Raw genomic sequence first — 13813 nt, 5'->3', positions numbered from 1 at the left:
CCTTTATATAAATTATATTGGTTTATAGTATATAAAATTATAATAAATTTGTATTTTTTTAAAATTAGAAAAACAAAACTTTCCAGGCTCACACCCGGGGTTTCTTTTGTTTCAAAGCCTCGCTTGGCGATTTCACCCAACAACAAACAGCAACCTCTCCGCGCCAGTAAAGCAGAGGCGTTATGAAATCAAGATACTATCCGTCCCCCGGCTCACACTGGCGGTGCTTTGCACTCTCATAAAAAAATTCCCGCCTTAAAGCGGGAATTTTTTTAAATACTTTATATCTTTAATTATTCAAACAAAGGTTTTAAACTCTTTGTATCGGCCTCTTCCTTAAGTTTTGCTATAACATCCCCAACGCTAAGGCCTTCAACATTTTTGCCGCTTCTTAACCTAAGTGTAAGCGTTTTGTTTTCCGCTTCTTTAGCGCCTATCACTATGGAGTAGGGTATCTTTTCAACATGCGCCTCCCTTATTTTAAGGCCAAGTTTTTCAGGCCTGGAGTCAAGCTCTGCCCTTAAACCTGCAAGCTTCATTTGTTTAACAACGTCTTTGGCAAAGTCAAACTGGTCGTCCGTAAGAGTTAAAAGTTTTACCTGCACAGGCGCAAGCCATAACGGAAATAAGCCCGCGTAATGTTCAATTAAAACGCCTAAAAACCTTTCAATTGAGCCTAGTAAAGCCCTGTGCACCATAAGAGGTCTTTTTCTGCCTTCGGGCGAAACATATTCAAGCTCAAATTTCTGGGGCAGGTTAAAGTCAAACTGAATTGTGGAAAGCTGCCAATATCTTCCTATAGCGTCCATAACTTTAATATCGATTTTGGGACCGTAAAAAGCAGCTTCACCCGCATGTACGGTAAAAGGCACATTGTTCTTCTTTAACACGCTTTCAAGGGCGTTTTGCGCCTCCTCCCAGTCTTTTTTGCCACCGGTGTAATTTTCAGGTTTGGTTTCATCCCAGGTGGAAAGCTCTACCGAGAATTTTTCAAAACCAAATGTTTTCATAACCAACATGGCAAAGTTAAAGCAATCCTCAATTTCGCCGTTCATTTGTTCGGGAGTGCAGAAAATGTGCGCGTCGTCTTGCGTAAAACCTCTTACACGCAAAAGACCGTGAACAACGCCGCTGCGTTCATATCTGTAAACCGTACCCAGTTCGGCAAGCCTTACTGGTAAATCACGGTATGACCTTAAGTGCGACTCATAAATAGCTATATGGAAAGGACAGTTCATAGGTTTAAGCTGGTACTGCTGGTCGTCAACTTCTATAGGCTGAAACATATTTTCGGAATAGAAATTGGCGTGTCCGCTTTTTTGCCAAAGGTGCAGCCTTGCGATATGGGGCGAATAAACCAAGTCATAACCGTGTTTAATATTTTCGTCTCTAATCCAGTCTTCAACAACCTTTCTTAACATACCACCTTTAGGATGCATTAAAATTAAACCGGGGCCTATGTCTTCACTGATGCTGAACAAATCAAGTTCAATGCCTAATTTGCGGTGGTCGCGTTTGGCGGCTTCTTCTTGTTGTTTAATATATTCGTTAAGCTTGTCTTTAGTTTCAAAAGCAAGGCCGTAAATGCGCTGAAGCATGGGGCGTTTTTCATCGCCTTTCCAGTAAGCTCCTGCGATATGGGTAAGTTTAAAATTGTTTATTTTACCCGTGTGCTCAACGTGCGGGCCTTTGCAGAGGTCAACAAAATCCCCGTTTGTATAAACGGAAATGCTGCCGTCCTCAAGTTCGTTAATAAGTTCTACTTTAAAGTGTTCGCCCTTGTCTGAAAAGAATTTAACCGCCTCAGCCTTTGGCATGTTTTTACAAGCAAACGGCTGTTTGGCTTTAATAATTTCCTTCATTTTAGCTTCAATGGCTTTTAAATCCTCGGGCACAAATTTATGGTCCGACTCAAAATCATAATAAAACCCATTTTCAATCGCGGGACCTATGCCTAAACGCGTGCCCGGAAATAATTCCTGCACGGCCTGAGCCATAATATGGGAAAGCGAGTGCCTTGCGGTTTGCAAATCAGTATTTGACATAAAAAGTTCCTCTGTAACTTAAGCAAAAAAGATATAATAAATTATATCAAATTAAATAATGTGAAAACCTGCAAAAATGAAGACAATAAAACTTATATTTGAAGATTTTTATCTTTCCTTTAAACGTGATTTTGCTTTTTTGGCAGTAATATCAATACTTGGGCTTTTTGTTTCCTTATACGGATTTTACCAACTTGGCGTTTTAAGCCCCGGCACTGTTATTATAGGCGGGTTGCAAAAATTCGCCGTCGAATTCTTTTTCCTCGCTATATTTTTATATTTTTTCCATTTAATAGGCATACGCAAAAAATGGTTTTACATAGTTGTTTTATTTCTTTATTTTGTAATAGTTTCCTGCGATATTACGCTCCTTATGTATTTTAAGGAACGCTTTGGCGCGAAATATCTTCAAACCGTTGAAGGCGCGGATTACGGTTTTATGACGGATTACCGCGTAATCGGTTATGTTTTATTTTTAATAATCTATTCCGTGACGGCTGTGTTAAAACTTTTAAAGCCTGTTTCCAAACCTCAGGCGGCCGACAGAATTTGGAAAGCCTTTATTTTATTTTTACTTTTTTTATTTATACCTTTTTATAATTTGCTGCCTGCGCAAAAAACTTTTTACTCAAAATATCTTCTTACCCCCACGCCTATTTATATAATTAAAGGTCTTTTGGCTAAAAAACAAAATGTCATACCCAAGCTTACTCCAAAAACGGAAGAACTGGCAAAAAAATATAATTTATTTGAACATTCCCAACAAAAAGACCTGCCTAAGTTTGACCGTGTTATTTTCCTTTCAACGGAATCTTTATCAAACAAATTTATACGCGCCCGAAATCCTAATTTACCGGCGGACGCTTCCCCTTCGCTTGACTCTTTAATAGCAAAATACCCTTACGCTTCTTTACAGGCGGGGGCGCTTTCCACACTATACGGGCTAAGCATTATATTTTCAGGCCATCCGAACGCAAAATTAAGTTTTGAAAATAAATACCCCATTTCCTTTGTGCGGATATTAAAAGAAAACGGCTTTAAAACCGCTTTTATACGCGGCGCAAATGAATTTTATATGGATGAAAATGTTTTGTTTAACCAGGCCGGCTTTGAGGAAGTTTACGGCGCGAACCACTTTTCAAAACTGCCAAAATATAAAGGCGACATCGAATGGTGGGGCCTTACGGACCGCAAACTTTTTGATTTTGCAGTGGAATATTTAAAAGAAAATAAAGACAAAAAAGTTTTTATTCAAATGCTTACTGTTGACACACACGTACCTAAAGGCAGGGAAGATTATCTGGGCCAAGAATATCCCGGCGAGCCGGACAACCATCTTTACCGCTCCCCCAATATGGTGCGCGCTTTTTGGAAGCATGACCACGACCTTGGTTTGTTTGTTAAAAAGTTAGAAAAAGAAGGCCTTTTTGACGATAGAACTTTGCTTATCGTTTCGGGCGACCATCCGTTTTTTTCAAACATAAGTTTTACAAGCCTTGTAACGCCTTTTAAAGATGATTTTAACAATTTACCTTTTTTACTGATTTCAAAAAAACCGATTAAAGCGCCTTTAACTGAAAATCCTTTAGCTTCACAAATAGATATTGCGCCTACGGTGCTTGCTCTTACGGGTTTTGATATCCCAAAAGGAATGTTCGGTAAAAGCCTGTTTGAGGAAGCCCCCCGCGCAGCATTTGATATAAAAGAAGATTATATTATCGTAAAAACGCCGGAAGAAACTAATTTATACCCTATAAAAAATGATGAAAGAAGCGGTATCACCGCGCTTGTTAATACTTTTTTGGAGCCAACAGCTCCCTAATATGTTAAAATTAAAATGTTAATCTGAAGTTAAACGGAGGAGCAAATATGGAAGCAGCAGGCGGAGGAAGCGCACTAAACTTAATAATGATTTTTGTGGCGGCGTTATTTCTTATTATGATGGTAATGTCAAGCCGCGGCGATAAAAAAAGAGCCCAGGTCCAAAGAGAAATGATTGACGCCCTTAAAAAAGACGATAAAGTTGTTATCTTTGGCGGTATTGTGGGAACCATAGCCGGATTTAAAGACGATATGGTTGAAGTAAAACTTTCGGAAACTAATAAAATAACGGTGCTTAAAACAAGCATTGTAAAAGCAATCAACAAATAACCAAGGAGTTCCAGATGTCCAACAAAGTACTAGTTAAATGGGCTGTGATTCTTGTTGCTTTGTTCGCGTCAGTTTATTTGCTTTACCCTGTTTACAAATGGTACAGCTTATCAAACGAAGACCGCGCAAAGCTTGAAGCATCCGGCGACAGACCTAAAAATATTCTTAACTTAGGCCTTGACCTCAGAGGCGGCAGCAGTTTGCTCCTCGAACTTGATGTTACAAAATTACCTGATAACACTCCTGCGGCACGCAATGACGCAGTGAGCAGGGCCATTGAAATTATCAGAAACCGTATTGACCAATACGGCGTAGCGGAAACGCCTATAACAAGACAAGGCGAAAAATGGATTTCCGTCCAACTTCCCGGCATAGCAAACCCCGCTCAGGCGGAAGCCTTAATCGGCAAAACGGCAATGCTTGAGTTTAGGATAGTAAAGCCCCAGACTTCGGCTTTAGATAAAGCCGCCGCTAAAATAGAGGACACAGAAGAGCCTTGGGACGAAGACGGCAATTTAATACCTTCACTCGCAAAACTCCTTCCCGCGGATACTATTGTTTTAAAAAATAAAGAAGGCGGATTTTCCTTTTTAGAAAAAGAAGTAAAAGTAACGGGCGCCGATCTTGAAAACGCTCAAGTTAACGTGGGCGGAGACTACGGCTACCCCGAAGTGTCTTTTACTTTTTCTGCCGAAGGCGCAAAAAAGTTTGGTTCTTTAACGGGTTCAAACATAGGCAAGCAACTTGCCATTGTTTTAGATAACACCGTTCAATCAGCCCCTTCAATACAAAGCAGAATCACAAGAGACGGCCGCATTTCAGGCAGATTTACCATGGACGAAGCAAGACGCCTCGCCATTACTTTAAGAGCAGGCGCCTTACCCGCACCGGTAAAAATTATTGAAAAGCGCACAATCGGCCCCAGCTTGGGTGAAGACTCTATTAAGTCAGGCGTAAGAGCTTCTTTATACGGCATTGTAATAATCCTTATTTTAATGGCTATTTATTATAAATCCGGCGGTATTATCTCAAACATCGCGCTTATCCTGAACTTAGTTTTCCTTTTAGCGGCTATGGCGGCGTTTAACGCTACGCTTACAATGCCGGGTATAGCAGGTATTATACTTTCACTCGCTATGGCTATCGACGCCAACGTTCTTATTTTGGAACGTATGCGTGAGGAAAAATTAAGAGGAAGGTCCTTATACGAAATGATTGACCTCGGATACACTAAAGCATGGAGCGCTATTTTTGATTCTAACTTCACTTCATGGATCGTGGCTTTGTTCCTCTTCCAGTTCGGTTCAGGCCCGGTTAAAGGTTTTGCCGTTACGCTCACATTAGGTCTTTTAATAGGCGTGTTTACGTCAGTTTTCGTAACAAGGGCTATTTACGACCTTCTTCTTACGGCTAACCCCAAGGATATAAGCTTATGATGAATTTAATTCCTAAAACAAACTTCGACTTCTTAAAAATAAGAAAATACTTTTACGCCGTCTCAGCTATTATTTTAATAGCCGGTTTAATTTGTATTTTAACCCGCGGGCTTAACATGGGTATTGATTTTAAAGGCGGTACAATGGTTCAGGTTCAGTTTACAGAAAGCATCACCATTGATCAGGTAAGATCAGCCGTTGAAAAATATAACCCCGAAATACAGTCCTACGTAGGCAAAAACACCTACATGATTAAGATAAAAGGCTCACAGGAAAATGTTAATGAAGTAAGAAGCGATGTTGAAACCTCATTAACAGCCGCCAAACTTAAGTTTACCGTAGTGGCTACGGACTTCGTAGGTCCCACGGTAGGTAAAGATCTTGGTGAAAGAGCACTGTGGGCTTTAGCATTGTCTTTAGTATTTATGGTTCTTTACATAGCGTTCCGCTTCCAAAACATTATTTGGGGCACGGCGGGCGTAATAGCCTTGATACACGACGCGTTTTTCATGGTAGCGGCTTTCGCTTTCCTGCAAAAAGAGTTTGACCTTGTTATCGTAGCCGCGCTTTTAACTGCGGTAGGTTATTCTATTAACGATAATATCGTCATTTTCGACCGCATGAGAGAAAACATTAAAGAAAACCCCAAAGAATCTTTTTACAATATCGTTAACCGCAGTCTTAACGAAACATTGTCAAGAACGGTTATCACAGGCTCAACAGTTTTAATAGTGCTTGTCATAATTTATTTCTTTGGCGGCGAAGTGTTAAAAAACTTCTCTTTAATAATGCTTATCGGCGTTATTGTGGGCACATATTCCACGCTTTTTATCGCCACGCCTATAGTTTATGATTGGGCAAAAGATTCGGATAACTTCGCCAAAACCGTGGGCAACCAGGATGTAGCCTTGGCGGCCGAGATAAAAACCGCTAAAAAACATAATAAAAAGAAACACAGATAAGAATGAACAAAATTAAAAAGTTCAAAATATCTTTAAGACGTAAAGAAATTGCCCGCCGAATTTTAAGGTCCAACCTGGATCTTAAAGCGGCGGGGATTTCCGACGAATTTGAACTGGACAAGTTTATTGTCCGTTTATATGCCGCCCTCAACCCGGGGGTCGTTTATAAACTTTTTGAAGAAAAATCTTTAGAACTTGAAAGTATTGGAATTGAACATAAAGATATGTTTTCGGCCTGTGTTGTAAACTTAGGCCCCGTTATTGAGGAAAAAATTAAGGAATTTGACGATAATATAACGCTTACCACGGCCGCAAACATCGTTTTATTTGAATTTTTAAAAAACGCAGTACAGTTTGTTAATGACCTAATTAAAGAGCAAGCCGAAAAAGAAGAGTTTGAAACTCAAGGTATAGAAGTTTTATACACACCCATTTTCGCCTATGCCCAAGAGCCTAAATTTTTACAGGAAGCTCCCAGGATAGACCGTGATATCGCGCTTAAAGCGATACCTGTAATATTTAACTCCCTTAATACTGAAAAAATAGGCGTAAAATTTGAAGAAGGCATTATAACTCCTAAAGCAACAGTCGCTTTTTTAGTACCGTGGAACAAGAAAAAGAAAAAAAGAAAATAATCCTATACTTTTTTTCCTGTTAATAGTACAATAAATAACAATTTAATTAAAAAGAGACTCGCATGAGAAAAATAAGCTCCACAAAAACATCTATAAAAAGCCCCCATCGCTCGATGAAATATGTAATTGTATCTTATTTCATTTATTTAGCTTCCTGTTTTATGGGTTGGACTACCAGAACAAAATTTCACAAAACAAAAGAATTTGAAGAGTGGGACAAATCGGGCAAGAATTATATTTACGCTATTTGGCATAACCAACAGGCCTTTCTTTTATACCCTTACAGAGGGCAAAGAATTTGCGTGCTTATAAGCCTTAGTAAAGATGGGGAATATATTGCAAGAGTGCTTCCTAAATTTAAAATGAAAGCTGTACGAGGTTCCACAAGCAAAGGCGGCGCCAACGCTTTAAGAAACTTAATAGATTTATCACAGGCAGGCTACCACCCGATGATAACGCCCGACGGTCCCAGAGGCCCCATTTACAAAGTGCAGCAGGGCGTAATTTACCTGGCTTTAAAAACAGGTCTTCCCATTGTGCCGGTAGGCGCAGGCCTCAGCAACAAATTTACGGTCAGATCCTGGGATAAAATGAGAATCCCCCTCCCGTTCGGAAAATGCGCGTTAGTTTACGGCAACATGATTCATGTTTCGAAAGAAGATGATAAAGCGCAAATTAAATTAAAACTTGAACTTGAACTTAACGCCGCTACATTAAAAGCGGAGCAACTGGTTTCTTAAGCTTTTATCCTTAACACAAGGTATAAAAAGTTAAAAAGAACTGCAATATTTTAATAAAAAAAACTTCAATCATACAGTAAAAACCTCCGCTAAAACTTATTGTTTATTATAAGGTTTAGCGGAGGTTTTTACTTGTTTATTAAGGTAATAAATATCTTACATGCAAAGTTGAATAACCCGCAATAGCCGGCGCGGGTTTACCGCCTAAACTTGTGCTAAAAATTTTACCCGCTTTTTCTTTAGCGGCAGTAGTATTTCCGTAAAAACCGCAATATCTTTCTCCTTTATAATCGGAGTTATCTAACATCATATAATATTGTAATTCACCAAAACGCGTATCTTCGGTAAAAAACATTTCCAACATCCTTCCGACTGAAGAAAAATACCATATATCCCCGACAGATTTTCCTCCTTCATAAATATCAAAGATAGCGTTTATCCCGCAGGGTTTTACATTAGATATTTCAACGTCAAGCTGGCTAAAATCAGTGGCGTAAACGTCATGCGCCATATAATATTTTTCCATTGTGTCTTTAACGCGTTTTGTCCAAATAATGGCTTTGCTGCACCTGGCTTTCATAACAGCAGCATTGTATTGCGGAACAGCAATCGCAGCCAATATCCCTAAAGAACTGCAACCAAAAGTTCAATTAGAGTAAAACCTTTTCTCATAATTTTTTCCTATATTATAAGTCTACGCAAAAAAGCCCTCAAAATCGAGGGCTTTTTTATTTTTTAATAAATAACTTTTTATATTGAAACTATATAAAGCAGGTTTGTATCGCCGGAGTGTCCGAAAGGAACACCCGCAGTAATAACAGCTTTGTCGCCTTCTTTAGCCATACCGGAAGCTAAAGCCGCAGCGCGGGCTTCTCTTAAAATATCGTCAAAAGACTCAAGGTTTTTTACTTTCATGGACGTAACGCCCCAAACCAAAGTCATGCGTCTTGCAATATCCTCATAGGGCGTTAAAGAAAGTATCGGAACATAAGGTCTTTCTTTAGCTGTCCTTTTTGTTGTAGTGCCGGAATCAGTAAAGTTAATAATTAAGCTTGCCATAGCCATTGTTTTTGCGGACATACCTGCAGCCGCTATGATGGCCTGTTCGGGATTGTCCGCCACTTTGAAAGAAACGGGCGGTTCCTGTATTTTAATTTCACGTTCCACGGTTGTTATAATACGCCTCATTGTTGAAACCGCTTCAATAGGATGTTTACCGTTAGCAGTTTCGGCTGATAACATAACAGCGTCGGCCCCTTCATAAACAGCGGTAGCAACGTCGGACGCTTCCGCGCGGGTAGGGGTTACATTATTTACCATTGATTCTAACATCTGCGTTGCAACGATAACAGGCTTGCCGGCTTTGCGGCAGGCGTTTATCATTCTTCTTTGTATAACGGGCACGCGTTCGGAATTCATTTCAACGCCAAGATCGCCGCGGGCAACCATAATAACGTCCGTTACTTCTAAAATTTTATCTAAATCTTCAACAGCTTTAGGTTTTTCGATTTTAGCGATTACACCCGCTTGCGAGCGCATTAAACTTCTTAAATAAATAATATCTTCAGCTTTTTGAACAAATGACAAAGCTACAAAATCAGCACCAAGGTCTTCAGCCATTTTTAAATCTTTTAAATCTTTTTCGGTTAAAGCTGAAATAGGCAAGTGGGCGCCGGGAACGTTAACGCCTTTACGGTCGGATATTTGACCGCCGGCTATAACGGTTGTTTCGGCGCTGTCAGCGGTAAAAGAATCAACACGGACTCTTACAATACCGTCGTTAATTAAAAGTTCAAGCCCTTCCTGCATTGCCTGAAATATTTCGGGATGCGGAAGCGATACCCTGGTTTTATCCCCGGGTTCGGGTGATAAATCAACTCTAAATTTATCGCCTTCTTTAAGCGTTATAACGGCACTGTCTTTAAATCTTCCGATACGGAGTTTAGGCCCCTGAAGGTCAAACAAAATACCGATATTACAGTTATATTTTTTTTCAGCCGCTCTTATACCCTTTATTCTTTGCTGGTATTCCTCAAGTGAGCCATGGCTGCAGTTAAAACGGAAAACAGATACGCCTGACATTACTAAACGGTCAATCATTTCTTCTGTGCTTGTGTTAGGACCTAATGTTGCTACAATTTTACAAAAACCTTTATTTTTAAGACTGGACATATTTCTCCCTCTGGTATAATAAAAAAGCAAACGGCAGTAAATAAACTCAAATTCTTCTAATATACATTATAGAATTTTAGGAAGGATATGTCTTAAAAATTTTTATATTAAGTGAGTTATTTGCCTATATCAAGGGCCCAGGCTGTCTTGTTTAGTATTTGTTCGGAAATATTATCCATATCAAGTTCTATCTTTGAAGATGTGTATATGCAGTCCGTTCTTATAAAATCCTCAAGCACGCTGGCGCGTTTATCATTATAAAACACTTCGACACCGCGGGCATTGGTAATTGTAAACCTAAAACTCAACGGTCCGCCAAAAGCAATATGCCTGTTAAAATTGGTCGCCGTTTTAAAAAAAACTCTTATATCTTGTTCTAAATCAGCAAAATTTAAAACGGCGTTATCCGCGTTGGGCACAAGCACTTTTTTAAAATATATTAACCCGTAGGAGTTAAGTTCCAGCATGCTTATATCTTTATCACCCAGCTTTGTTATACCGTCTTGCACAGTTTTGGTTTGCCCTCCCGGGAATAAGCCTTCCATGACAGGGCGCAAATCATGATAATCAAGCAAAGGTTCCTGCGGGTACATTGGGATTAAAGAAACGGCTAAAACCGCTTTTTGGCTGTCGGAACGTAAGCTTAAAGATTTGATGTAGTTATCAAAATGTTTGCCCGCCTTATCTAATAATATATGACGCAACGCTTCAGATTTTTTACGGTGGTCCAAAAGCCAGGGAAGTTTATCGGGGTGGACTATTATTTCTGGCCTTGAGCTCTGCCCCGTTCTTATATAGGCCCGCTTCATTTTGCCGACAAGGTGCGGCGTTAAATTACTTTGCGGTATATTAACCACAACAAACATCTGCCCGTGCGAATTGCCACAAACATTAATATCCACAAATACAACCGGGTCTATATAAGTCTGAATAATATCTTCAATTTTATTTCTTATTTTATATTGAAAAGGAATTCCGGTAAAAGGCGGCGTGGGCGAATCATTTTTATCGTCTTTAACGCCTATAATAATAGTTCCGCCCATAGCATTGGCAAAAGAAGCTATACTTTTTGCGAATTTTTCATTATTTTTAGGAAGGAAATATTTATAGTCGAGTTGTTTTCCCTCGGGAACCATTTTCTCGCAAAATTTAACTACGTCTTCAAAAGTTATTTCGTGAATAGGTTTATTAAACAACATTTATTACCCCTTGCCGCCGCACGGCTACCTCTTTAATGTAATAAATAAAAAGAAAACGCGCAATGTCTTAATTGTTTATACGCGCGGTATTATATTAAGAAAGTTCCGCGCACTAAAAGTTTTTGTTATTTATTAAAAAAGCCTTCCCTTTTAAAAAGGGAAGGCTTTTAAATTTAACACAGTTTTCTTTTAAGAAATAAGCCTGTCAACATCAAGCGTGATATCATTTTTATATTTATCGTATTCTTCGTTTTGTGCAAGAACTTTTTTGCCTGTCTTAGGGTCAGCCATATAATAGTTTTTATAATCTTCCGTAACAACTTTAACCTCATTTAATGACGTGCCCACCAGCTTAACACCGCAATTTTCCTGAAGTTTATAGGCCAAAGCTTTTGAAACGTGGCTTACTTTATATTTATTTTTCGCGCTGCCTTTTTCATAAGTATTAAGCGCAACTATTACTACCTCATTGTTTTTGCCTTTTATAGTAACGCCATATTCTTTTTCACTAACTTCGCCGGCATAATTTTTTAAGAAAGCGTCTTTTCTGGAATCATCATTAAACACCATTATTTTTACAGGCGCGTTAGGAACGGAGCCTTTGTCTTTGGCTTGCAAATTCATAACCAAATATTCAAAGTTTTTATCACCTTCTTCTACAGGCGTTATCTGACCCGTGTGCCAGTAATTTTGATAATCTCTTAAAACCTTTACGGATTTTACTTTGCCGTCTTCCACCTTGTTAAAAGTATACACTGCGTCTACAAAACGGTAAGAATTAGGTTTAGTGTGTGAAGGGTTGCAATTTTTAGGTAATACTACGCAAGACTGTGATACTAAAGCTACATTACAAATTTCACTTTTACCCAAAAGCCCGGCGCCGCCCTTATTGGTATCGGAATGGCCTAAACTCAACAAAACATTGCTTAACGCCTTTCTCAGGTTAAAAACGTTATCTGCGTCGCTCTGCGCAAAAGAAAACGCGTTAAAAGCAAAAATAGAAACAACAAAAAGTATTATTTTTTTCATTTTTTTACCTCTGTAACAGAATATCTTTATTATTTTAAGTATATTCTTTTGAAGTTTATTTTACAAGGGCTAAAAGACCTATACAAATATATTTTTAGACCTATTTTAAAATAATTAAAAATAATTATGAAATGATTTTTATTCCGATTCTGGCATAAACAAAAAAACTACCTAAAAAAATGATTAATCTCATTATCATTTTTTACCGGGCTTGAAAATTACTATAATAAAAACATGTACATACAGGCAAAAGAACAAGTTACTTTAAATATGGCTGAAAAATTTATTGCCGCGGCTCCGGAACAGGCAGCTAAGTTTTTTGAAACGCTTGCCACGCATGAAACGCTGCAGTTTTTAAGCGGCCTTAAGGCCCAGCATATAACCATTGTTCTTGAAAATATGGAGCCGGCAAAAGCCGCGCCTATTTTGCGCAGACTGCCTTTGAAACAAGCTGCCCATATAACAAGTTCTTTTAACATAAACTTTGCCGCGCGCGCGCTTGCAGCATTGCCGCCGCACCACAAATCTAAAATTGAAAATGAATTACCAAAGGCTTTCGCCCAGGAACTTAAGGACGCGCTCAGCTATCCTAAAGGCAGCGCGGGAGAGATAATGACAAGTGATTTTACTGTTTTTAAAACAGATTCCTCCGTAGAATCAATAGTCAAAAAATTTAAAAATATGCCTCGCAAAAAAGTTCCCATGCAAACCTATGTTTTGGATAAGTCAGGCAGGCTGGCAGGGGTAATAAGAACAATAGATTTGGTTTTTTACCAGCAGGAAGCTATGGCAGGCTCAATAATGCAAACAGATTTTGACAAAACAAATCCCGGTGAAAAAGCCGAACAAGCTTTAGAAATTTTACACAACAGTTCTTTAACGGAGCTGCCCGTAATTAACGAAAAAAATATTTTAATAGGTGTAATTACGCAACAGACAAAAAACTCTCCAAAAGATAAAAAAAATATCTTCTCGATTTTTAATAAAGGATAATTTATGCAAAACATTAAAGTAAAAAAGCTTCATACTGACGCTAAACTTCCATGCCGAGCGCACTCCACCGATTCAGGGGCTGATTTATTTGCCTTAGAAAAAACTGTGCTCCCCCCCCGCGGTATAGCGAAAGTGCGTACGGGAATTGCCGTGGAATTGCCTGATAACACTTCAGGCTTAATCTGGGGCAAAAGCTCCGTTGAAAGCGGCGGCGTTAAAGTTATGGCCGGCCTTATCGACCATCCTTACAGGGGCGAAATTATAATTTGCATGTATAACTTAAATGAAACGCCTTTTATTTTTGAAAAGGGCCAAAAAGTAGCGCAGCTTGTGATTATGCCTACTTTTTACCCCGGTTTTGAAGAATCTGCCGAGCTTTGCGAAACATCGCGCGGGGCGGGCGGCTTTGGCAGCACGGGAAAACATTAACTTGTTCTCTATGCGGCATTTG

14 protein-coding genes are annotated in these 13813 nt (G+C 39.1%); 8 read left to right on the top strand and 6 right to left on the bottom strand.

What is annotated here, in order from left to right; translation table 11 throughout:
- Window positions 1-293: 293 nt before the first annotated feature.
- Entirely contained in the window at window positions 294-2045 is a 1752-nt protein-coding gene (gene thrS / locus EMIN_RS02930; RefSeq protein WP_012414736.1) for a threonine--tRNA ligase, read from the bottom strand.
- Between the two features lie 76 nt (window positions 2046-2121).
- On the opposite strand from thrS, the gene EMIN_RS02925 reads away from it, so the two are divergent.
- From EMIN_RS02925 to EMIN_RS02900, 6 genes are all read left to right on the top strand, one after another.
- Window positions 2122-3867: an LTA synthase family protein gene (locus tag EMIN_RS02925; protein WP_012414735.1), complete on the top strand. Its 1746-nt coding sequence runs from the start codon at window positions 2122-2124 to the stop codon at window positions 3865-3867.
- Between the two features lie 47 nt (window positions 3868-3914).
- The gene (yajC, locus tag EMIN_RS02920; RefSeq protein WP_012414734.1) at window positions 3915-4196 is read left to right on the top strand and encodes a preprotein translocase subunit YajC; all 282 of its coding nucleotides are present in this window, start codon (window positions 3915-3917) and stop codon (window positions 4194-4196) included.
- Between the two features lie 14 nt (window positions 4197-4210).
- Window positions 4211-5632 carry a protein translocase subunit SecD gene (gene secD / locus EMIN_RS02915; protein WP_012414733.1) on the top strand — a complete coding sequence of 474 codons (1422 nt, stop codon included), beginning with the start codon at window positions 4211-4213 and terminating at the stop codon, window positions 5630-5632.
- Window positions 5629-6594, top strand: a complete 966-nt coding sequence (gene secF / locus EMIN_RS02910) for a protein translocase subunit SecF (protein ID WP_012414732.1) — start codon at window positions 5629-5631, stop codon at window positions 6592-6594. The genes secD and secF overlap by 4 nt, the downstream gene beginning before the upstream one ends.
- Window positions 6595-6596: 2 nt before the next feature.
- Window positions 6597-7229: a hypothetical protein gene (locus EMIN_RS02905; RefSeq protein ID WP_012414731.1), complete on the top strand. Its 633-nt coding sequence runs from the start codon at window positions 6597-6599 to the stop codon at window positions 7227-7229.
- Between the two features lie 62 nt (window positions 7230-7291).
- Window positions 7292-7969 (top strand): lysophospholipid acyltransferase family protein, encoded by a 678-nt coding sequence (locus EMIN_RS02900; RefSeq protein ID WP_012414730.1) that lies wholly within the window; start codon window positions 7292-7294, stop codon window positions 7967-7969.
- Window positions 7970-8108: 139 nt separating this feature from the next.
- Here the strand turns inward: EMIN_RS02900 and EMIN_RS02895 are convergent, their stop codons facing one another.
- The 5 genes from EMIN_RS02895 to EMIN_RS02880 all read right to left on the bottom strand — a co-directional run bounded on the left by EMIN_RS02895 (window position 8109) and on the right by EMIN_RS02880 (window position 12369).
- Window positions 8109-8549 (bottom strand): hypothetical protein, encoded by a 441-nt coding sequence (locus EMIN_RS02895; RefSeq protein ID WP_012414729.1) that lies wholly within the window; start codon window positions 8547-8549, stop codon window positions 8109-8111.
- Window positions 8550-8593: 44 nt separating this feature from the next.
- Complete coding sequence (locus tag EMIN_RS09655) at window positions 8594-8641, bottom strand: prepilin-type N-terminal cleavage/methylation domain-containing protein (RefSeq protein ID WP_083759860.1); 48 nt, start codon at window positions 8639-8641, stop codon at window positions 8594-8596.
- A gap of 78 nt (window positions 8642-8719) precedes the next feature.
- Window positions 8720-10141, bottom strand: coding sequence for a pyruvate kinase (gene pyk, locus EMIN_RS02890; protein ID WP_012414728.1), 1422 nt, complete (start codon window positions 10139-10141; stop codon window positions 8720-8722).
- 116 nt (window positions 10142-10257) lie between these two features.
- On the bottom strand, window positions 10258-11340 hold the full coding sequence (locus EMIN_RS02885; RefSeq protein ID WP_012414727.1) for an AlbA family DNA-binding domain-containing protein: 1083 nt from the start codon (window positions 11338-11340) through the stop codon (window positions 10258-10260).
- 189 nt (window positions 11341-11529) lie between these two features.
- A complete protein-coding gene (locus EMIN_RS02880) occupies window positions 11530-12369 on the bottom strand; it encodes a hypothetical protein (RefSeq protein WP_012414726.1) in 840 nt (279 codons plus the stop codon).
- A 234-nt stretch (window positions 12370-12603) separates the two neighbouring features.
- Between EMIN_RS02880 and EMIN_RS02875 the strand changes: the two genes are divergently transcribed.
- Together EMIN_RS02875 and dut are read left to right on the top strand one after the other, a co-directional pair.
- The gene (locus EMIN_RS02875; RefSeq protein WP_012414725.1) at window positions 12604-13362 is read left to right on the top strand and encodes a CBS domain-containing protein; all 759 of its coding nucleotides are present in this window, start codon (window positions 12604-12606) and stop codon (window positions 13360-13362) included.
- A 3-nt stretch (window positions 13363-13365) separates the two neighbouring features.
- Window positions 13366-13791: a dUTP diphosphatase gene (gene dut, locus EMIN_RS02870; RefSeq protein ID WP_012414724.1), complete on the top strand. Its 426-nt coding sequence runs from the start codon at window positions 13366-13368 to the stop codon at window positions 13789-13791.
- The last annotated feature ends 22 nt before the right edge of the window (window positions 13792-13813 follow it).

This window comes from Elusimicrobium minutum Pei191 (genome assembly GCF_000020145.1).
GTDB lineage: Bacteria > Elusimicrobiota > Elusimicrobia > Elusimicrobiales > Elusimicrobiaceae > Elusimicrobium > Elusimicrobium minutum.
This window is presented reverse-complemented; position numbering and strand designations above follow the sequence as displayed.